The organism is Halobellus limi (assembly GCF_004799685.1).
Taxonomy (GTDB): Archaea; Halobacteriota; Halobacteria; order Halobacteriales; family Haloferacaceae; genus Haloquadratum; species Haloquadratum limi.
Window position 1 is genome coordinate 2,536,179 of record NZ_CP031311.1, and the last position, 20,335, is coordinate 2,556,513.

Sequence of the window (20,335 nt, forward strand, 5' to 3'; positions counted from 1 at the left end):
CCGGTACGCGACGGTGCCCCCTGCGGGACGAGCCGATTCTCTCCACCGAATCAGCGAGCGTTGTCGGGGAATCTGAGAATCACGACGCCCGTCTCGTCGTCGGCGCGTCCGCCCTCCGGCTCGCGGTTGCCGCCGCCTCCGTCCCCGAACGTGAGCTCGCCGCCGTTCTCGATCACGCACCAGTACGCGAGCCACAGCCCCAACCCCTCTGCGTGCTGCAGCGGCGTCTCCGATCCCGCAGCGAGCGTTTCGCGCTCGACAGCCGGGATCGCCGGGCCGTCCGACTCGACCCGGATCACGACGCCGTCGCGGCGCTCGACGCCGACCTGGATCGTGACGTCTCCGCGCTCGTCGTCCACCTGGCCGACGAGTAGTTCGATCAGCTCTTCGAGCGCCGTCGCGATCGATCCGGCGTCGCTGAGTTCGACCTCGACGCGCGGCGTCCCGAGGAACGCGAACGTCACCTCCGGGTACTTCCGTCTCGCCTGGTGGACGACGCCGGCGACGATCGCGGAGACGTCGTGGTTCGTCGCCGGCTGTGCGTGGGAATCGTCGAGTTCGGACACCTTTCGGGCCTTGTCGCTGACGGTGAGGAGGTCGTCGGTCCGGTCGAGGATCGAGCGTGCGGCCCGCTTCGTGTCTATATCGGAACCGCTGGCGACGATGTCGGCGTAGCCGCGGACGACGTTCATGTCGTTCCGGAGGTTGTGCCGCAGAACCCGGTTGGCGACCTCGAGGCGCTGCTCGTACCGGTGTCTCCCAGTGACGTCACGGAGCGCCAGCGCGTATCCGATCTCGTCGCCGCGTTCGTCGGTCAGTTCCGAGATGCGGATGTCGTACGCCAGGTTGTTCGCGTCCGTCACGGTGGTACCGTGGAGCTGTTCGAACGGCGTCCCGGGGAACGCCTCGTCGATCGAAGAACCGACGCTCGGGGAGGGATCGAGGATCCGACGGGCGATGTCGTCGACCTGGACGACGGTCCGGTCCGAGTCGAGCACCACGAGGCCGTCGCCCATCGCCTGCAACGCCTGGCGACGCGCTATCGGAACCCGTTCGAGCAGGTCGAACTGGTAGAGGCCGAGCACCAGCAGAAGCCCCGTGAACGCGAACGTGAACGGCGTCAGATCGAGAGACGGGACCGGACTGACGCCGAACATAAAGGCGATGTTCGAGAGGAACGACGGCAGCGGAGCGACGAGCAGTACGAGCACCTGCTTCCAGTAGACGAGCGACCAGCGGATCCCGACGAGGAGGATCATCCCCATACCGAGCGCGACGATGACGTAGGCGAGGAGCAGGTGTCCGTAGTAGAGCGGCCCGAACGCGAGTTCGACCGCCGAACCGGGCGTGGCGACGGCCTCCGGCGGGACGGTCCAGACGAGGCCGTGGATCGCGTTCGTCGCGATAGCGACGAGCATCACGAGCGGTTCGAGGGCGAGCGCCGCCGCCCGCCGCGACGTCAGCCACGCCGACCGGCTGACGTACTGCACGACGAACACGAGCCAGAGGAACGGGGCCAGCGTCGAGAGCGCGAACGTGAGCTCCCACCAGAACACCTGCGCCGCGACGACGTCGTAACCGAGTTGGACCGAGTACGTGAACGCCGAGAGACCGACGACGGCCATCATCACCGTGACCTCGGGCCCGCATCGAGCGGTCCAGTTCCGCCATCCGACGAGCGCCAGCGCTGCGTAGACCGCGAGCGTCGCGAATCCGGCGGCCGACGTCGCAGTGAGTTCCCACGGCATACGTAGGCGGGTCGTCTTGTCCCGAGGGACCCCTGATACATCAAACCACCAGTCGGTCGATGAATCGGCGGATCGACTGACGAAGGTGGGAACCACCGGCGAGACAGCCGGTTCGTGATGGTTGGATTATACAATTGCCCGTCCGGTGAGCGTCCGGACCATCGGAGGAATCTTTATTGCCGACGTGGACGACGCGAGCGACAGGACTCGTATGAGCGGGAGACGCGAAACGGCGGTCTCGACACGCTTCGCCGGGCGCTGGAGCGCGCTCCGTTCGACGGACCGGCAGGTGATCGGCTGGATCGGGGTCAACCTGCTCGTCTTCGGCCACGTGGTCCTCTTCGAGACGCCGCTGTGGCTGACGTACGCCTACAACGGCCTGCTGTACGCCATCGGGGCCGGGATCGCCGTCCGCTCTGCGGCCGTGCGGGACGTGTTCGTCCTCGGCAGCGTCGCGGGCGTGCTGGAGGTCGGCGTCGACGCGTTCCTCGTCTCGACCGGCTCGCTCGTCTACCCGGACTCCCTGCCGATGCTCCTGGGGTCGCCCCTGTATATGCCGCTGTCGTGGGCGCTCGTCGTCACGTACTTCGGCTACCTCGGCCGCCGCCTCGACGAGATCGCCGGACCGCTCGCGGCGACGGTCGGGCCGTCGGTCGCCGCGATGGTCCTCGTCGGGTTCTTCGAATACGGCGCGCACTTCGCCGGGATCTGGCGGTACGAGTTCGCCCCGCTCGCGATGCTCGGAACGGTCCCGGCCTTCATCGTCGTCGCGGAAGGCGCGATGTTCGCCGCGCTCTACTGGCTGGTCCGGCTCCGACGGCCGCTGCTCGGCGGCGTCGCCTTCGCGGCCGTCATCAGCGTCAGTTACGTCGGCTCCTACGCGCTGTTTGCGGCCCTCGGCGCGTGAAAGAGACGAGCGCGGCGAACCGGCGGAGCGAACGCCCCGAATCCCGAGGCCCCGAACCCTGTGCCGGGATCCCCGAAGCGACGAGGGAACCGAGATCACACCGCACGGACCACGACCGTGGCGGTCGTCGACTCGGCGGGCGAGACGAGTCGGATCCGGAACGCGGCGGCCACCGGCGTCGCCTCTCCGGCGCGCTCCTGCACGACGACGCCGTCGACGGATCGGCAGGGACCGAACTCCCGGCCGGGGCCGCCCGGGCAGTTCGCGTCCGCCCACGCCGTCGCGGCCGCGTCGTCGAACCGCACATCGAGCGATCGGCTCTCCGCGGCGTGGCGCTCCGCCAATCGGTCGACGTCAGCCAGGACGGCCGCGCGGATCCGTTCGGCGGTGACACCGCGTTCCAGACGCCGCGGGCCGCCGGCCGCCCCGACGTCGGCGTCCGACTCGGCGTCGCCGTCGGCCTCCCCCGCCTCGTCGCGGACGGCGGCGCGGAACGACGCCGCGAGGTCGCCTTCGATCCCTCCGATCGAGGCGACCTCGACCGCGCCCGCCCCCGTCCGGTCGGCGTCGTACCCCAGTTGGGCGTAGGCGAGCGTCATCGAGAGGAACGCGACCGCGACGACCGCGGCGGCGACGAGGACGACCTGTCCGCGATCCGCGTCGGAGCCGCGGTCGACGTCGGAGGCGTAATCGACGTCGGAGTCGCGGCCGTCGGTCACGCCCGGGCGAAACGGGGACGATCGGCGGCTCACACGTACCACACCCGGATCGTGACCGTACAGCGCCCCGTCGGAAGCGCCGCCCGGCCGCTGGGAACGCCGTTCGGTCGCGGCGCACCGACAGTGCCGTGTGGCGTCTCGACGCGACCGAAGACCGAGTCCGGAAGCACGACGTCGAGACGCTCGTCGAGCGCGTCCGACTCGATCGCGAACGCGCGCTCCGAGCGGCAGGCGGCCGAGAGACGGCTCCGACCCGCGCCGACGGGAGCCTCGGCGTCGAGAACCGCGAGCGCGTCCGCGGCGGTCCGATCGAGAGTCGCTTCGGCTGACGTCCCCGCCTGCCCGGCCGGCACCCAGAGGAACCCGGCCACGACCGAGAGGATCAACAGCGCCCCGACGGCCGCCTCGACGAGGGAAGTCGCAAGCTGGGCCCGATCACCGGTTCGATCGGAGACCGCGCGGACGGCGTCGCCGGCGTCCCCGCGCGCGGTGCGGTCGGCCGTCGGCCGAGCACTCGAACCGCCCTCACGCACCGACGGTCACCACCAGTCGTTCGACGGTCCCGGTTCGCGGCGTCCACCGGACGGTCGCGGTTCCCTCCCCGTGGCCGCCGGACTCGAACGCGACGACGAGCGGCCGGCGCCGCGGGACCGAGACATCGTACCGACCGGCGAGCCCCGACGGGTCGTGGAGGACGACGCGGCCGCCGGCGCGGACGGTCGTGACGGTCCGCCGCGGGTCGGTCTCGACGCGTACCGACACCCGGCCGTCGTGGTCGTCGACGGCGACCTCGGCCCCGTCGCCCACCGCGACGCGTCGGGTTTTCGGCGTCGCTTCCACCACGCGCACGCGGCGCTCGATCCGAGGGGACCGGGCGTCGATCGAACCGTTCGCGCCCTCTCGTTCGAGGACGGTCTCGCCGCCCAGCGAGACGCGGACCGGCCGGCCCCGGGCCGGCGGCACCGCGTCGTCGAGGTCGGTCGAGCTGAGGTTCGAGACGGCGTCGGCGTCGAGCGCGTGCTGCCCGCTCGTGTGTGCCGCGTCCTCGTCGACGAGGTGCGCCGCGAGCGACTCGGCGGCACGGACCGACGCGGGATCGCGGTTCGCGTCGACGAGGGCGTCGTTCGCGAGCGTCGCTCCGGCGACCGTCACGGTCGTCACGACCACGAGCGCGACGGCGAACCCGATCAGGGTGGCCTGGGCGCGTTCGGTCACTTCGTCCCCTCCGTCGTCGCACCGCCGCCGGTCGGAGCCCGAGGTTCGCTTGCGTCGTCGCCGAGCGTGACGCGGGTTCCGCCACCGTCACCTCCGACGACGCGGATCCACGACGGCGACGTGCTCGTGACGGCGCCGCCGACCGCGACGTCTCCGGGGACGTCGAGGAGAAGCCGCCCGCCGATCCGTCCGTCGGGGTGGCGGAGCGTCAGGGCCGGTCCGCCGTCGGCCCGCCCGGCGACGATGCGGTACGGATCGCCGTGGATCGTCTCGGGGAGTCGGACCGCGACGCGGCGGTCGACCCGGAGGGCGTCGCCGGACGGGACCGCGGCCTCCGTCCGCTCGGCGGCCGCGACGAGCGTCCGGTCGCCGAGTTCGGTCCCGACCGACGCCCGGTAGTCGGGGGCGACGCCGCCGAAGAGCGTCGCCGTCAGCAGGGCGACGAACAGCACGCCGACGCCGAGTTCGAGCGTCTTCCCCACGACGGGCGAGAGCCCCCGATCGGCCGGTTGCGGTCCCGTGCGGCCGACGCGGTTCGGGATCACCGTCCCACCGCCAGGTCGAGTCGGACGTCGTGGACGACGAGGTGGACGGCCCGCTCACCCCCGAACGACGCCACGACGCTCGGAACCCCGTCGCCGTCGATGTCCCGTCGGGTCGTGGTCGCGCCGCGCTCACGCAGGTGCCGTTCCCACGCCGCCGGCGTCGACGTCTCGATGCCGACGCGGTAGCCGGACGCCGGGAGTCGCTGCCGTGCGGCCTCGCCGTCGGTCCGGAGCGTCACGGCGAGCCGGTGGTTCCCGGTCGAGACGCCGTCCGCGCCGCTGGCGTTCAGGACGGGCACGCCGACGTACAACCGTCCGTCGGCGGGGGCGATCCGACTCGGCGCGGCGAGCCGGCTCCGGCCCGGCTCGCTCTGCACGACCGCGCCGGCGAAACCCGTCACCCGCTGGTCGCCGTCGGCGTAGACCACCGCGCCGGCGTGGCCCGCCCAGACGACGCCGTCGTCGTCGAGCAGCCACACCGTCCGGTTCACCACCTCGATCGTCCCGCTCGCCAGTTCGACGGTCGTCTCCCGCTCGCCGGTGCCGGGACCGAGCGCGGTTTCGAGGTCGTCGCCGACGCGGGTCGCCGACGCCGACGCGGCGCCGTCCTCGACGATCGAGCCCGCGGTCGCGGTGAGTCCGCCGACGGCGAGGACGGTGAGGCCCAGGAGGATCGCGACGCCGACGACGGCCGCCTGGGCGCGGTCCCCCCGACGGTCGGCGGCCTGGGCGCGGTCCTCCCGACGGTCGGCGGCCGTGACGGCGGGATTCGGACGTCGGCCCCGGCTCATACCAACCCCGTCCCCGTGAAGACGACGTGACAGACGGCGACGAGACACCCCGAGTGCAGCAGCGCCTCGTACTGCCCGCGGCTGGCCACGCCGGCGAACCACCCGGCGGCGAGCATCGTCGCCTGCGTCGTCACGTACACGCGGTACTGGTCGCGAGCGAGGTCGACCGCACCGGGGTCGACCGCGACGCCAGAGAGCTCCGACATCGTCGAGAGGCGGTCGAACCCCGCGAAGACGTTGGCGCTCGTGGCGACGCTGATACCGATCACCAGCAGCGCGGTCGTCCACCCGACCGCGACGTAGACGAGCATCCCCGAGCGGAGCGCCCGCTTCTCGTGGTAGAGCCGCCCCACCTCGCCCTGGAGCGTCTCGAAGACGACGCCGGTGTCGCTGCCGGCGTCGAGCGCGCCGATCACGAGGCCGACGGTCTGCTCGGCCATCGGCGTCCCGACCCGCTCGACGAAGCGGTCGAGGGCGGCGGTCCGCAGGTCCGTCTCTCCGTCGCCGCCGGGCGTCGTGAGGTGGAGGTTCATCGAGAGGTCGGCGACGTCGCCGTCGAGCGGTCCCAGGTCCACGTCCCGCGCGACGTGGTCCACCGCCGCCGAGAACGGCCGGCCGAGGTTGACGTGCCCGGAGACGGCGTGGACGAAGTCCTTCAGTTCGTGGTCCTTCGCGTCGTCGAGTCGGGCGCGGCGGACGGCGACGACGCCGACAGGAATCGAGAAGCCCACGTAGCCGACGAGCAGCGAGATCACGGTGTCGACGCCCAGACTGACCGCCGCGACGAAGGCCGCGATCCCGATCGGCGCGAACGCGACGGCCGCGCTCGCGGGGTTCGTCGTCGCCGTTCGGAGGGTCGCGAGCGTGCTCGCGGGCCGACGGTAGACGACGTGCTGGTCCGGCGGCCGGAGCCGGGCGACGAGCGCGGCGGTGGCGACCCCCACGAGGAGGATGAACGCGGCGCTCCCGTAGACGACCAGCGCGCGGAGCGTGACCGGTCCGAGCGGCGTCCGCACGGGCGCGGAGAGTCCGGGCGCGACGATGCTCATCACGGTGAGAACGATCACGAGCAGCGCCGGCAGGACGAGCAGCACCACGAACAGCTCCGCCAGCAGTTCGAGGAAGCCCGCCGCGCGCTGGCGGTCTCTGTCCTGCTGGTGACGCAGCATCCGGCTCTCCATCGAGAGGTACTCCCGGAGGGCGTCAGAGCCCTGGTCGGCGTGTTCGCGGAACTTCAGGAGGAACGGCGCGAGGCTGTCCTGCGCGGGGGTGTCTCTGGCGACCCGGCGCAGCCCCTCGTCGACGTTGCCCGTCATCGCGGCGGTGTTGAGCGCCTTCCGCAGCGCCACCGCCGTCTCCCCGTAGGCGTCGGTGTCGGCGACGCGTCGGAGCATCGCGCGTCGGCCGTCGCTGCCCGAGGCGAGGACGTTCAGGTAGCGGACGGCGCTCGGGAGCGTCCGCCCGATGTTCGCGCGCCGCGCGGCGGAGAGCCAGCGGAGGTAGCGACCGCCGGCGTAGACGACGCCGAATCGGACGCCCGCGGCGACGAGTGCACCGACGAGACTGACCGCACCGGCCACGTCCGTCCGAGAGAAGGCGAGCCGTTCCGGCACTGCCACCCCGCTCCCCGCACCGCCGAGACGGCCGACCCGTTCGAGGACGACCGCCGCAGTCGATTCGACGAAGCCAGTGGGAAGAAGCAGACCGATCCCGACGACGGCGCCGCCGGTGAGCAGCGCGAGGGTCCACGAGGCCGCGTAGACGCGAGCCAAATAGAGGTCGAACGCGACCGTCACGTTGGTGCCGCGGTACGCGCGCCGGTCCCGCTCGTGTCGCCGCGAGTCCGCGCGGCTGGCGAACACGGCGTAGGCCGCCCGGTCGAGCGGGCCGAGCGAGCGACCCCCGTGCGACGTCGACCGGTCACCGCCGCCTCGGGACCCGTCCGTGGCCGCCGACCGCGCCGCGTCAGACGATCTCACGGGCGATCGCTCCGGCGCGTGTCGCCGCCGAGGTCGTCGAAGTCGCCGCAGGCGTCCGCACCGTCAGAGTCGTCGGTACCGGCCTCGACACCGCCGCTGGACTCGCTCGGCTCGGCGTTTCGCGTGCCCCCGTCCGTTCGAGTCCGGTGGGCCTGCTGTCGCCGGACGCGCTCGACCGTCGCGGCCTCGTCGGTCCGGAGGTCCGAGAGGAACCCGAACAGCCGGTCGACGTCGCGTTCGCCCTCCCGGAGGAGGTACTCGACGTACCCGCGCTTGCGCCGGAACTCGCGTTCGACGTCCGCGACGTCGCTGTCGGTCGCGGCGGCGACCCGGTGGAAGACCCGGAGCGCGCTGTGGTGGGTCTCGCCCGCGGTCGCCGCGCGCTCGCCGCCGAGTCGCGGGTGGTCGTACGCCATCGAGAAGGACCCGTCGGTCTCGCGCCACAGCAGCGTGTTGTAGTACAGCGTCGTGCCGTCCTTCTCGACGACGCCGGTCCGCGCGGAGGCCGGTAACTCCTCGTACTCGGACTCGGTGAGGAGTTCGACCGCCGAGCCGACGTAGCGCTCGCCGTCGACGCGTCGGGGAAAGACGACGAGGTCGAGTTCGCGCAGGAGGTAGACGGGCAGCCCCTGCTCGACGACCCGGTTGACGAGCGTCTCGATGTCCTCGGCGTGCGTGGTGCCCACGACGCCGTGCCCGGTATTGAGTACCTCAGCAAAGGTCTCGAACGACTCGGGCGTGTTGACCTCGGCGATGACCTCGACGTCGGGATTCAGATAGTTCGCCTCGGTCATCAGGTCCGCCATCGAGACGCGTTTGTACGCGTTCTCGTGGTCGCGCGTCGTCAGCGAGACGCCCGTCTCGTGCGGCAGGTACACCTCCCGAGAGCCCTCGTCGATGCTGATCGGGCGGTGGTCGTAGGGAATAAAGGGCATATGCGCGTTCATCAGCGTCGTCTTGCCAGCGCCGGTCGGCCCCGAGAAGAGCACGACGCGGTGGTGTTCGTACAGCAGCCACAGGAGCGTCACCAGTTCGGTCGGGATCGAGCCGAACTCGACGAGGTCGATCGGCGTCAGCGGCGACGAGGCCTGCTTGCGGATCGAGACGTGCGGGCCGTCCTCGGAGATGACCGGTAGCGCGACGGCGCACCGGATCGTCTCGCCGTGGCCGGAGGCGTCGGGGGCGACGCCCTCGGGCCGGAGGTTCACCTTCGCCGACGGCTGGCTCGCGCTGAGTTCGACGCCGTCGGCGGCGGCGAGCTGGGTCACGACGTTGACGAAACTCGTCTCGTCTTCGAACGTGAGGTTCGTCGGAACGCGCTCGCCGGCGCGGACGACGTCGGCGCGGGGGACGACCTTGATCCGCTCGCCCACCCGGTTCGCCTCGACGTCCTCGAGGTGGGGATCGCGGATCGGAACCGTGAGGACGCCCTCGCCGACGTAGTCGCGGAGGACGTAGTAGACCAGGTCGTCGAGGCGGTCCTGCGCGTAGCGGCGGTCGACGGGCGGGACGCCGAGGCCGTACGCCGAGAGCGCGTCGCGGACGCGGTACCGGGTCGCCTCGAACCACGCGCGGGTGTTGCGAGCGGTGAGCCGGCGGGAGAGGAAGTCGCGCGCCCGCTCGCGGATGAACGCCGTCCGGTCCTCGACGACCTCGTCGACGTTGGCCTCCCAGATCCGGTCTTTGCACTCGTCGATCAACTCCTCGTCGCCGGGGAGTAAGTCGGGTTCGAGGACGGCGTACTTCGCGTCGAAGCGGTCGTCGCCGAGGAGTCGGTCGCGGTGGACGACCACGTCGACGTCGAAGCCGGCGAAGGAGACGGTGTAATCGCGCAGTCGCTCGCCGGCGACCCGTGTCGCGAACGCGGCGTCGGCGCGGAACTCCGTCACGGCCGGGGCGTAGTTCTCGGTGTGGACGACGAGCGCGCCGTCGGTCTCGCCCTCGACGTCGACGACGTCGACGCGGTCGTCGAGCGCGATCGGCGTGACCGGGCCGAGCAGCCGCAGCTCACAGAGCGCGTAGTACTCGATTCGACGGCGTGCGGCGGGGGCGACGTCGAGCAGTCTGTCGAGGACGCGACGGTACTTCGCGGGCAGTCCCGCCGCCGCGCGCTCGGCCGTTCCCTGCCGGGTGAGCGGCCGCCGGACTTCGATGCTCGAGAAGTACGTCGTCACCGACGCCAGCGCCCGTTCTGCGCTCGCCCCGAGCGCCGGCTCCCGGAGGTGATAAGAGAACCCGACGCCGTCGACCGCGTCGCGGACCGTCGCGACCACGCCCGGCGCCACCTCGTACTGCGCTCGGACGGTTCGAGCGTACCACGCGTCGGCGCCGTCCGGGGGTTCGGGGGCAGGAACGACCAGCGCGTCGGCCCCGCTCGGTCCCCGTGTCGCCCCCGAAGTCATCCCCGCACTCCGGGGGTGCTTCGATCGATCATACCGTCGCTTCTCTCGTGTTCGTATATAAACGCTCACTCCGGTTATCGAACGGGAGAATCAGAGCGGCGGCGGGGACACATCGACGCCGTCGGGCGGAGACGGCGTCCGCTTGGCTGTCGATACCACACCGTTTAGGTGCGTCTGGTGTGATCCCCGGACGTGACGCGCAGCAAGCCCGCCCAGAGTGTCGTCCGATCGGTCGACGGCGAGCGTGCGGCCGACCTCCTCCAGTCGGTCCGCGACCACGAACTCCCGCCGTGTCTCCGATCGCTCGTCGCCGAGTACCAGACGTTCGAGGGCGCACGCCCGCTCTTCATCTGGCAGTGGGTGCACCGCCTCGCCCCGAAGAACACGATGCCGGTCGTCGACGCCGAGTACCGCGAGCGAGTCGCGACGAACAAGACGATGCTCGTCCTGTTCGTCACGATTCTGGACGATCTCGTGGAAAAGAAACGGGATTACGAGACGTTCGACGCGATCACCCGGCTCGTTCGCCTCCGGGGAGGCGACACCACGCCGGGATCGATCGACGATATCACACCGACACTCGGCGACGACATAACGTCGGGCGAGACGTACGGAGACAGCGTCGATGAGACGTACGGAGACAGCGTCGACGAGGAGTACGTGGCCTTCGCGAAGAAGGTCTGGACGACGCTCGTCGAGCGGTTGGCGGACGCGCCGCAGTACGACCGGTACGCCCCGCTCTTCCGGTTCGACGTCAGACAGGTCTGTACCGCGATCGAGTACAGCACGCTCGTCATCGACAGTCCCGAACTGGCGACGATGGCCGATCTGGAGCGCTACGAGACGCACAATATGGGGATGCACAGTTACCTCGACATCGACCTGATGCACGCCTCGGCCGATCACACCGGATCGCTGTCGCTGCTCCGAGAGGCCGTCGACGCCGGCCAGCGGATGGCTCGGATCGGCAACTGGCTCAGCACGTGGGAGCGAGAGCTCAGGGAGGGCGACGTCAGTTCAGGCGTCGTCGTCGCCGCCCTCGAACGCGGCGTCGTCGATCCGGCGGAACTCCCGGCGGCCGACGGCGAAGCGGACGTCTCGGCCGAGGCCGACGGGTTGATCGACCGCATCGTCGATCACGGATTCGAATCGGAGCTACTCGAGGAGTGGAACGAGGAGCACCGACGGCTCCGCGCGCTGAGCGAGCGGAGCGATGCGGTCGACCTCGGACCGTTCGTCGAGGGGACGAAAGACGTCCTCCGGTACCACCTGGCGAGCCGCGGGTACAAGTGAGGGGGATCAGACGCCGCCGAAGCGTTCGCGCTCGCGACGACACACCCGCTCCCAGACCGACAGGAGCGAGCTGCCCAGGCCGTAGCGCTCGTCGACCGCGCGCACCCACTCGTCGTCGGTGAAGAGCAGGTACTGCAGGCGGCGGACGGTGGGGTCCAGGTCCTCGATCGCGAGATCGCCGACGTAGTACCCGACCGTCTGCGAGCGCGTCTCCGCGATCAGTTCCGGCGGGACGCCGATCCCGCACTCGGCGGCGACGTAGTCGAACCACTCCAGGTGGAGGATCGCGTCGGCGAACGCGAACCGGTCGGCGAACCCCGAGACCGACTCGATCGCCGGCGCGCCGCGGGAGACGACATCGTCGGGGCGGCTGAACCGCGGGAGCGAGACGTGGTCGATCGCCGCGGCGTACTGGTCGGCGACGCGCCTGAGTCGCCACTCGGCGTAGGCCACGGGGGGCGTCAGCGGGAGTTCGTACCAGACCGGCGTCCACTCCAGGAAGGGGAGGCCGAAGGCGGCGTCGGCGTACAGGTCCGCGGCGATCAGTCGGTTGACCGCGGGCGCGACGTCCGCGCCGGTCCGGCCCGCCCGCATCGCCGTCTCGGCCTCGTCGATGAACCCCGGGAGGTCCCCGGTGTGAAATCCCATCCCGTCGGCGACCCGGAGCAGGTACTCTCCGCCGGGGCGGAACCAGTCGGCGAAGTCCGACGCCGTCCGTGCGCGCAGCAGCGAGAAGACGCTCACGGGAGGCATAGGGCCGCCGATCGTATATATCGTCTCGTTTTCACCCGAGCGGTTCGACCGCGGCTGGGAGTCACGCGCCGTCGTCGAGCTGTTCGGAGAGCCCCCACTCGGCGGCGCGGGACTCCGCCTCCGCGCGGGCCTCCTCGCGGATCGCCTCGATCGACTCCGCGTCCGCGAGGAACGCCTCGACGGCGCTGGTCTCGCCCTCCGGCGTCAGCCGATCGTCCGGCGCGGCCTCGCGCGTCCGCTCGACGAGCGCCCCGTCGCCGACCAGCCGCCTCGCCGGCGCGAGCGGGTCGACGCGGAGCTCCTCGACCCGGTGGGCCGCCGCCAGGTCCTCGGGCGGGAGTTCGTACACCGCGGCGTGAAAGAGGCTCCCCGAGAGGGCGTCGAGCGCGTCGTCGCCGCCGGCGTCGCTCGCGGGGTGATACGCCAGGACGGGGACGCCGTCCTCGAAAGTCACCACCGCGCGTTCGCCGTCGCCGAGCAGGATGGACCCCTGCGGTTCGAAGACGACGTAGCCGGTGAGTTCGCGGTCGAGGACGTCCGAGAGCGTCTCGCCGACATCGGCGTCGGTCCGGGAGCGGCGCAGTTCGCCCTCGGGGATGTGACCGTCGACGAGCATCGTCAGGGCCGGTCCGGGACGACCGCGCTCCGGAAGCGGTCGGCGACCCCGGCGGCGTCGCCCGCGCGGACGTCCAGGTTCCCCGCGGCCTCGTGGAAGGCGTCCGCGGCGGGGTCTCGCGGCGCGTGCGCGAGCAGGGGTTCGCCGGCGCGGCGGGCCGCCCGCACCGCGTCGCTCTCGGGGACGCTCGCGAGCGTCGTGCCGCCGAAGTAGCGCGCGGCCTGCTCGGCGATCGTCTCGACGTCCTCGTCGGGGCGGACGCGGTTGAACAGCACGCCCGCGGTCTCGGTGCCGTACGAGCGGGCGTACTCCTGGACCTTCAGGCCGTCCGAGAGGGAGGGGACCGTCGGCTGGAGCACGACGACGACGCGGTCGGCGAGCACGACGGGGAGGACCGCGCTCTTCGACCCGAGCGCCGCCGGCGAGTCGAGCAGGAGGACGTCCGTGTCGGCCGCGAGTTCGGCGACGACGTCCCGAAGTCGCGCCGGATCGGCCTCCTCGAACGCCGTGAGGCTCGTCCCGCAGGGGACGACCGACATCCCGAAGCGCTCGTAGACGGCCGCCTCGACCGGGACGTCGCGCTCGGCGACGAGCAGGTCGTGCAGGGTCACGTCCGCGTCGTCCAGCCCGGCGTGAAACAGGAGGTTCGCCATCCCGGTGTCGGCGTCGATGACCGTGACGTCGTACCGCTCGGCGAGCGCCATCCCGAGCGCCAGCGTGCTCGTCGTCTTCCCGGTGCCGCCCTTGCCGCTCGCGACGGCGAACGCTTCGACCATACCCGGGAGTCGCGACGGGTGGATAAAACTCTTCGAGTCCGATTCTCGGCGGTGATTCCGTGCCGGCGGGACGGGTCAGCCGTCGGCGTCGGTGCGAACCGCGTCGGTTTCGGGACAGAGCGCGTCGAGCGGGATCGCTTCGACGAGGTCGGCGGCGTTCCGGTACGGGTCGGATTCGCCCCCGTCGACGTCGGCCTCGTCTACCGGCCGCGACACGCCCGCGCGCTCGAACACGCTGTCGAGGAACGCCTCGCGCGCCGCGTCGTTCTCGAAGAGGCCGTGGAGGTACGTCCCGAAGACGTCCCCCCGCGCCGCACCGAGCGTCACCGGGTCGCGGCCGTCGCTCGCGAACGGGAACCGGACCGGCGGCGGGTTCGGCTCTGGTCCTCCCGTCTCGGATGTCCGCGTCTCGGCCGTCCGCACCTCGGTCGTCCGCGTCTCGGATTCTCCCGTCTCGACCGTCCGCGTCTCGCCGGCGTGGATCTCGTAGCCCTCGACGGTTCCCGTCGCGCTCGCGAGCGGGCCGGCCCCGTCGAGCGTCCACTCGACCGGCGCGACGCGCTTCCGGCGCGAGAAGGCGGTCTCGACGGGGAGCAGACCGATGCCGGGGACCGTCGTTCCGGCGTCCGGCTCGGGTGCGTCACAAGCGGCGTCACCGCTTGCGACGTCGCGGGTCGCGTTGTCCGCGATCTCGCCTTCGGCGTCGCCGCCGGCGGCCTCGAGGTCGGCGGCGACGAGGCGCTCCCCCAGGAGTTGGTAGCCGCCGCAGAGGCCGACGACGGGACCGTCGAACTCCCGTAACCGCTCGTGTAGTCCCGCCTCTCTGATCGCCCGCAGGTCGTCGGCGGTGTTCTTCGTCCCCGTCAGGACGACCGCGTCGGCGTCCGACAGCGCCCCGTCGGGGGGAACGAACGCGACGCGGACGCCCGGCACGTCGAGGAGCGGATCGACGTCGGCGGTGTTCGACGCCCGCGGGAGGCGCGGGACGGCCACCGTGACCGCGCGGTCCTCGGAGACGCCGTCGTCGGTCCCCCGAACCTCGCGTTCGCCCGCTGCCGGGAGCGAGACGCTGTCCTCCTCTGGAAGGCCGGGATCGTCGTACGGGAGCACCGCCAGCACGGGGACGCCGGTCCGGGACTCGATCTCGTCGACGCCCGGCTCCAAGAGGGAGCGGTCGCCGCGGAACTTCGTGATCGCGACGCCGGCGACGCGCTCGCGGACGTCCTCGGGGAGCAGTTCCAGCGTCCCGAGGATCGAGGCGAAGACCCCGCCGCGCTCGATATCGGCGACCAGCAGGATCCGCGCGTCGGCGAAGCGGGCGGTCTCGACGTTCGCGAGGTCGCGGTCGTGGAAGTTGATCTCGGCGATCGATCCCGCGCCCTCGGCGACGACGACGTCGTGGTCGGCCGCGAGGCGCGCGTGGGCCGCCGCGGCCGCGTCTCGCGCGTCCTCCCAGTGCTCGGCGTAGTAGTCGCCGGCGGCGTAGTGGCCGAGGGCGACCCCGTCGACGACGAGTTGGGATTCGCCCTCGCCGCGGGGCTTCAGGAGGACGGGGTTGTGGTCCGTCGTCGGCCGCACGCCGGCCGCGCGCGCCTGGACGGACTGGGAGACGCCGATCTCGCCGAAGGCCGAGTCGTCGCTGTCCGGCGCTTCTCCGTCGCCGCCGCGGACCGCGCCCGGCCTGACGACCGCCCGCGCCTCGTTGCTCATGTTCTGCGCCTTGAACGGCGCGACGTCGACGCCCGCGTCGGCGAGGCGGCGACACAGCCCGGCGACGACGGTGCTCTTGCCGACGTGGCTGGCCGTGCCGGCGACGAGGATCGTTTCAGCGGGCATCTCTCTCGGAGGTCGACGGATCACCGCCCGTCGGCTTCCGGCCGCGGGCCATCAGTACTCCGTCCCCTTCCGCGCGCGGACGCCCTCGTCGAAGGGGTGTTTCACCTTCCGGACCTCGGTCACGAGGTCGGCCGCATCCAGCAGGTACGTCGGCTCCGAGTGGCTTCCCGTCAACACGAGTTCGAGGTCTGCGGGCTTCGAGTCGATCAGATCGAGGACGTCGGCCTCGTCGATCAGTCCCTGGTCGGCGGCGTAGAGGATCTCGTCGAGGACGAGCAGGTGGACGCCCGCCTCGGGGTCGCCGTCGGAGTCCAGCGGCGCGGTCAGGTCCGCGTCGCCGGCGGCCGCGACGAGTTCCTCCGCGCGGGCGAGCGCGCCGCGGGCCTTCGCGAGGTGTTCGTCCTCGTCGGACCCGTCGAGCATCCCGTGCCAGCCGTAGTGGCCGGTGTTCTCGTAGGAGATGCCCGGCACCGCCGCGATGGCGTTGTACTCGCCCCGGACGCTCTCGACGGAGTCCGCGCCGCCCTTCATGAACTGGAGGAGGTGCACGCGGTAGCCGTGCCCGGCCGCGCGGAACGCCATCCCGAGGGCGGCCGTGGTCTTGCCCTTCCCGCCGCCCCACCACGCCTGCACGAGGCCGAACTCCTCGGGCGCCGCGGGTTCGATGTCGTCGGCGGTCGGGCGGACGCCGCCGCCGGGGGTCGCCCGGCGCGTCTCCGAGGGGGTTCGGTCGGTCGCGTCGTCGCCGTCAGTCATACCCGAGGGTAGGCGCGGGCGGACAAGAAGGCGGCGGGAAGCGGCCGGCGGCGAAGAGCGGTGAGAACCGACCTCGGACGGGCAGCCGAATCAGTCGTCCGCGGGAGCCGCGTCGCCCCGGAGCGCCGGCGGGAGGTCGGCAGCCAGTCGGTCGCGGTCGTGCGGCGCGGAGAAGTCGATGTCGGGGCCGGTCGGGACGAGGCGCTTCGGGTTCACGTCGCCGTGGCTCATGTAGTAGTGTCGCGTGATGTGATCGACGTTCACCGTCTCCGCGACGCCGGGGGTCTGATAGATGTCCTTCGTGTAGTTCCAGAGGTTCGGGTACTCGTGGATCGCCCGCCGGTTGCACTTGAAGTGGGTGTGGTAGACGTGGTCGAAGCGGACGAGCGTCGCGAACATCGCGACGTCGGCCTCGGTGAGCACGTCGCCGACGAGGTACCGTTGGTCATCGAGCACCTCCTCCCAGTGGTCGAGCGCCGCGAAGACGTCCTCGACCGCGTTCTCGTAGGCCTCCTGGGTGTCGGCGAAGCCGGCGCGGTAGACGCCGTTGTTGATCGGGTCGTAGATGTCGTCGATGGCCTGGTCGACCGCTTCGCGGTGACCCTCGGGCCAGAGGTCGACGCCGTTCGGCCCCTCGAACTCCGTGTCGAGCATCCGCATGATCTCGCGGGACTCGTTGTTGACGATGGTTTCTTTCTCCCGGTCCCAGAGGACGGGCACCGTCACGCGGCCGGTGAAGTCGGGATCCGCGCGGACGTAGACGTCCCGGAGGAACTCCTCGCCGTAGAGCGGGTCGGGGTACTCCTCGGAGAACTCCCAGCCGTCGTCGTAGCGGACGGGTTCGACGATCGAGAGCGAGATGTCGTCTTCGAGGCCCTTCAGCCGTCGGGTCATCGCCACGCGGTGCGCCCACGGGCAGGCCCGCGAGATGTAGACGTGATACCGGCCGGATTCCGCGGGGAACTCCGCGTCGGGATCGTCCTGGATCCGGTCGCGGAACGACGTCTCCTGTCGGTCGAACTCGCCCTCCTCGTTCGTGGTCTGGTAGGCGTCCGTCCGCCACTCGCCGTCGACGAGCATGTTCATCGGCGACCACCCCGGACCGCGGGCGGTCGGACGTTCGCGTCGGGAGTGTGAGCGGCGGCTACTGGTGGAATCATCGTACGTTCAGTAGGCACGCGGACGGGGTAAGTCGTTCGGCACTCTCGCGTCGCGCACGCACGACCACCAACGGGGGAGCACCGGCGGCGGGACAAGTGGGATCGGCGGCGGGACGAGTGGGATCGGCGTCGAGAGCGATACTGCCGGTGGGGTTCACGGCGGGGCGGCGGACGCCCGCGGTCCAGACCGAGACAGCGAAACGGATTAGTAGTTGGTGGTAAAACTGAGTAATGGTATGGAGTTCGAAGGATTCGCGGACGTGAGCGAAGCACAGGTGACCCGAGCCATCGCGACGGACTGGAGCGAGGAGTTCCTCGACCGCGTCGACACCGACGTCATCGTCGTCGGCGGCGGTCCGTCGGGGCTCGTCACGGCGAAGGAACTGGCCGAGCGCGGCGTCGACGTGACCGTCGTCGAGAAGAACAACTACCTCGGGGGCGGCTTCTGGCTCGGCGGCTTCCTGATGAACAAGGTGACCGTTCGAGACCCGGCCCAGTCGGTGCTGGACGAACTCGGCGTCCCCTACGAGGAGTCCGACGAGGCCCCGGGGCTGTACGTCGCGGACGGCCCGCACGCGGTCTCGTCGCTCATCGAGGCCGCCTGCGACGCCGGCGCGAAGATCCAGAACATGACGGAGTTCACCGACGTGGTCGTCCGCGAGAACGACCGCGTCGGCGGGATCGTTCTCAACTGGACGCCGGTCCACGCGCTGCCGCGCGAACTCACCTGCGTCGACCCCGTCGCCGTCGAGTCCGACCTGGTCGTCGATTCGACCGGTCATGAGGCCGTCGTGGTCTCGAAGCTCTCGGAACGCGGCGCGCTCGACGCCCCCGGGATCGAACACGCGAACGAGCACAACACGGGGATGGACGCGACGGGCGAGGACGAGTACGGCGCCCCCGGTCACGACTCCCCCGGCCACGACTCGATGTGGGTCAGCGAATCGGAGGACCAGGTCGTCGAACACACCGGCGTCGTCCACCCGGGCGTCGTCGCCACCGGGATGGCCGTCGCCACCGTCGAGGGCCTCCCGCGGATGGGGCCGACGTTCGGCGCGATGCTCCTCTCCGGAAAACGGGGCGCGCAGGCGTGCCTCGACGAACTCGGTCGCGAGGCGTCGCCGGTCGAGTTCACGCCCACCGCGCCCGCCGACGACTGAGTCGGGGTTCTAGCCCTGCAAGAGCCCCTTGACCGCCGTGACGACCGCGTCGGCGTCGGGACCGAGCACGTAGGTGATCGGTTCGATCCCGTAGCCGCCGGTCTGATAGCAGACGAACGTCGCAGAGAGGGAATCGGGGCCGCGCTCTTCGATCGCCTCGCGGATCGGATCGGTCGGCGCGTCGGGGTCGAACTCGACGGCGTCGTAGCCGGCGGCTTCGAGGTCCGCGACGATCTGGGAGTCGTAGCAGATGTTGAGCGCGGCGCGGGCGTCGCTGCCGGCCTCGCGCGCCGACAGGAGGACGCCGGCGACGTGTTCGCTGACCCCGAACTCCGGGTCGGCCGGGACCGTCGCTCGGCCCTTCACGTCGAAGATGCGTCCGGGGACGCCGGCGACGTCGTCGACGTCGGTCGCCTCCGGGAGGCACTCCACGAGGTTCGAGCCGACGTTCGGGATGAGGCCGGCGAAGCCGCTGGCGTTCGTGAGTCGGCGGAGCGCCCGCCGCAGCGACGAGCGCACCTCTTCGCTCGTCCGGAGCCCGCTCTCGGGGTCGTGGATCCGGACGTAGCCGTCGTGGTCTGCGAGTTCGGGCATCGCCTCCTCGTGGAGGCGCACGAGCAGGTCGCCCTCCTCTAACCGCCGGACGAGCACCTCCGCCTCGACGAGCGCCTGGACGCGGCTCATATCGCCCGTCGCGAGGCCGTCGGCGACGCGCTCGACGAGTTCGGCGACGCGGTCGTCTTCGAGGACCTCCGCTCTCCGACTCACGTCGCCGTGGGCGTACTTCGAGACGGCGCTCTGGCTGATCCCCAGCGCCTCGGCCACCTCGTGCTGCGTCAGCCCCCGCTCGCGGAGCGCCTCCGCCAGCATCGAGCGGAAGGTGGGGAGGAACTCCTCGACGACGACCTCCTCGATGAACCTCATTCGCCCGCGTCCCCGTGTCGCCCGTCGGCACTCCCGACGTCGCCGCCGCTCTCTACGTCGGTGTCGCCGCCCGCGTCGGGATCGGCCGACCCCGACGCGAACTCGGGGTCGGCCCCGATGCGCGAGGCCTGCGGCCCCTCCTGGTCCTGGTACTTCGACCCGCGCTCGACGCCGTAGGGCCGCCCGGCGGCCTGGGTGAGTTCGGTGAAGACGAGCTGTGAGACCCGCATTCCGGGCGTCAGCGCCACCGGCGCGGTGCCGAGGTTCGACAGTTCGAGCGTGATCTGTCCGTGGTAACCCGGGTCGACGATGCCGGCGGTCGCGTGGATCACGACCGCCAGGCGGCCGAGCGAGGAGCGACCCTCGACGGTCGCCAGGAGATCGGGGGGGATCTCGACGCGCTCTTTGGTCGTCCCGAGGACGAAGTCGCCGGGGTGGAGGATGAACTCCTCGCCCTCCGGCACCGTCGTCTCGGTCACGTACTCGGAGACCTCCGACTCGCGGTTCGGGTGGATACAGGAGATGTTCGTCCGCTGGAACTCCAAGAACTCCTCGCCGAGTCGGAGGTCGATGCTCGCCGGTTGGATCTGCATATCGAGGTCGTCGATGGGATCGACGACGAGGTCGCCGGCCTCCAGTCGAGCGAGGATGTCGTCGTCAGAGAGTATCATCGTCCGGGAGAGTGTGAGCGAGCGACGTAAAGTCACACGCTTCCGACCGAGGCGGTCCGGGGAGTCGAAGGAACCGACGCGTCG

Annotated in this window: 19 protein-coding genes; 3 read left to right on the forward strand and 16 right to left on the reverse strand. The window is 71.2% G+C overall.

Translation table 11 applies throughout. The features are described 5' to 3' along the window. Positions 1 to 50: 50 nt before the first annotated feature. Positions 51 to 1,748 (reverse strand): histidine kinase N-terminal 7TM domain-containing protein, encoded by a 1,698-nt coding sequence (locus DV707_RS12575; protein ID WP_103991371.1) that lies wholly within the window; start codon positions 1,746 to 1,748, stop codon positions 51 to 53. 211 nt (positions 1,749 to 1,959) lie between these two features. On the opposite strand from DV707_RS12575, the gene DV707_RS12580 reads away from it, so the two are divergent. Next, a complete protein-coding gene (locus tag DV707_RS12580; protein WP_103991370.1) occupies positions 1,960 to 2,655 on the forward strand; it encodes a DUF6989 domain-containing protein in 696 nt (231 codons plus the stop codon). 95 nt (positions 2,656 to 2,750) lie between these two features. Here the strand turns inward: DV707_RS12580 and DV707_RS12585 are convergent, their stop codons facing one another. The 7 genes from DV707_RS12585 to DV707_RS12615 form a co-directional block, all read right to left on the reverse strand. Continuing rightward, complete coding sequence (locus tag DV707_RS12585) at positions 2,751 to 3,407, reverse strand: DUF7261 family protein (protein ID WP_136361875.1); 657 nt, start codon at positions 3,405 to 3,407, stop codon at positions 2,751 to 2,753. Next, positions 3,404 to 3,907, reverse strand: coding sequence for a DUF7262 family protein (locus DV707_RS12590; protein WP_235010762.1), 504 nt, complete (start codon positions 3,905 to 3,907; stop codon positions 3,404 to 3,406). Before DV707_RS12590 ends, DV707_RS12585 begins: the two co-directional genes overlap by 4 nt. Beyond that, on the reverse strand, positions 3,900 to 4,589 hold the full coding sequence (locus DV707_RS12595; RefSeq protein WP_103991368.1) for a DUF7263 family protein: 690 nt from the start codon (positions 4,587 to 4,589) through the stop codon (positions 3,900 to 3,902). The genes DV707_RS12590 and DV707_RS12595 overlap by 8 nt, the downstream gene beginning before the upstream one ends. Next, on the reverse strand, positions 4,586 to 5,134 hold the full coding sequence (locus DV707_RS12600) for a DUF7266 family protein (protein WP_200820880.1): 549 nt from the start codon (positions 5,132 to 5,134) through the stop codon (positions 4,586 to 4,588). The genes DV707_RS12595 and DV707_RS12600 overlap by 4 nt, the downstream gene beginning before the upstream one ends. Beyond that, the gene (locus DV707_RS12605) at positions 5,131 to 5,925 is read right to left on the reverse strand and encodes a DUF7289 family protein (RefSeq protein ID WP_235010761.1); all 795 of its coding nucleotides are present in this window, start codon (positions 5,923 to 5,925) and stop codon (positions 5,131 to 5,133) included. Before DV707_RS12605 ends, DV707_RS12600 begins: the two co-directional genes overlap by 4 nt. Beyond that, a complete protein-coding gene (locus DV707_RS12610) occupies positions 5,922 to 7,787 on the reverse strand; it encodes a type II secretion system F family protein (protein WP_235010786.1) in 1,866 nt (621 codons plus the stop codon). Before DV707_RS12610 ends, DV707_RS12605 begins: the two co-directional genes overlap by 4 nt. 113 nt (positions 7,788 to 7,900) lie before the next feature. Then, a complete protein-coding gene (locus DV707_RS12615) occupies positions 7,901 to 10,306 on the reverse strand; it encodes a type II/IV secretion system ATPase subunit (RefSeq protein ID WP_103991366.1) in 2,406 nt (801 codons plus the stop codon). 192 nt (positions 10,307 to 10,498) lie between these two features. On the opposite strand from DV707_RS12615, the gene DV707_RS12620 reads away from it, so the two are divergent. Next, entirely contained in the window at positions 10,499 to 11,599 is a 1,101-nt protein-coding gene (locus DV707_RS12620; RefSeq protein WP_103991365.1) for a hypothetical protein, read from the forward strand. A 6-nt stretch (positions 11,600 to 11,605) separates the two neighbouring features. Here the strand turns inward: DV707_RS12620 and DV707_RS12625 are convergent, their stop codons facing one another. The 6 genes from DV707_RS12625 to DV707_RS12650 form a co-directional block, all read right to left on the reverse strand. Then, positions 11,606 to 12,343 carry a hypothetical protein gene (locus DV707_RS12625; RefSeq protein ID WP_103991364.1) on the reverse strand — a complete coding sequence of 246 codons (738 nt, stop codon included), beginning with the start codon at positions 12,341 to 12,343 and terminating at the stop codon, positions 11,606 to 11,608. A gap of 70 nt (positions 12,344 to 12,413) precedes the next feature. Further along, positions 12,414 to 12,968 (reverse strand): hypothetical protein, encoded by a 555-nt coding sequence (locus tag DV707_RS12630; protein WP_103991363.1) that lies wholly within the window; start codon positions 12,966 to 12,968, stop codon positions 12,414 to 12,416. 2 nt (positions 12,969 to 12,970) lie between these two features. Next, a complete protein-coding gene (locus tag DV707_RS12635; RefSeq protein ID WP_103991362.1) occupies positions 12,971 to 13,744 on the reverse strand; it encodes a nucleotide-binding protein in 774 nt (257 codons plus the stop codon). A gap of 75 nt (positions 13,745 to 13,819) precedes the next feature. Then, positions 13,820 to 15,580, reverse strand: coding sequence for a cobyric acid synthase (locus DV707_RS12640; protein WP_103991361.1), 1,761 nt, complete (start codon positions 15,578 to 15,580; stop codon positions 13,820 to 13,822). A gap of 51 nt (positions 15,581 to 15,631) precedes the next feature. Then, positions 15,632 to 16,336 carry a cob(I)yrinic acid a,c-diamide adenosyltransferase gene (locus DV707_RS12645; protein ID WP_103991360.1) on the reverse strand — a complete coding sequence of 235 codons (705 nt, stop codon included), beginning with the start codon at positions 16,334 to 16,336 and terminating at the stop codon, positions 15,632 to 15,634. Positions 16,337 to 16,426: 90 nt separating this feature from the next. After that, positions 16,427 to 17,422, reverse strand: coding sequence for a glutathione S-transferase family protein (locus DV707_RS12650; RefSeq protein WP_103991359.1), 996 nt, complete (start codon positions 17,420 to 17,422; stop codon positions 16,427 to 16,429). A 310-nt stretch (positions 17,423 to 17,732) separates the two neighbouring features. Here DV707_RS12650 and DV707_RS12655 point away from each other — a divergent pair, with 310 nt between their 5' ends. Beyond that, positions 17,733 to 18,656, forward strand: coding sequence for a sulfide-dependent adenosine diphosphate thiazole synthase (locus tag DV707_RS12655; protein ID WP_103991358.1), 924 nt, complete (start codon positions 17,733 to 17,735; stop codon positions 18,654 to 18,656). Between the two features lie 9 nt (positions 18,657 to 18,665). On the opposite strand, the gene DV707_RS12660 is transcribed toward DV707_RS12655, so the two are convergent. Both DV707_RS12660 and dcd read right to left on the reverse strand, forming a co-directional pair. Beyond that, the gene (locus tag DV707_RS12660; protein WP_103991357.1) at positions 18,666 to 19,580 is read right to left on the reverse strand and encodes a thiamine-phosphate synthase family protein; all 915 of its coding nucleotides are present in this window, start codon (positions 19,578 to 19,580) and stop codon (positions 18,666 to 18,668) included. Beyond that, entirely contained in the window at positions 19,577 to 20,251 is a 675-nt protein-coding gene (dcd, locus tag DV707_RS12665) for a dCTP deaminase (RefSeq protein WP_103991356.1), read from the reverse strand. The genes DV707_RS12660 and dcd overlap by 4 nt, the downstream gene beginning before the upstream one ends. Between the last annotated feature and the right edge of the window lie 84 nt (positions 20,252 to 20,335).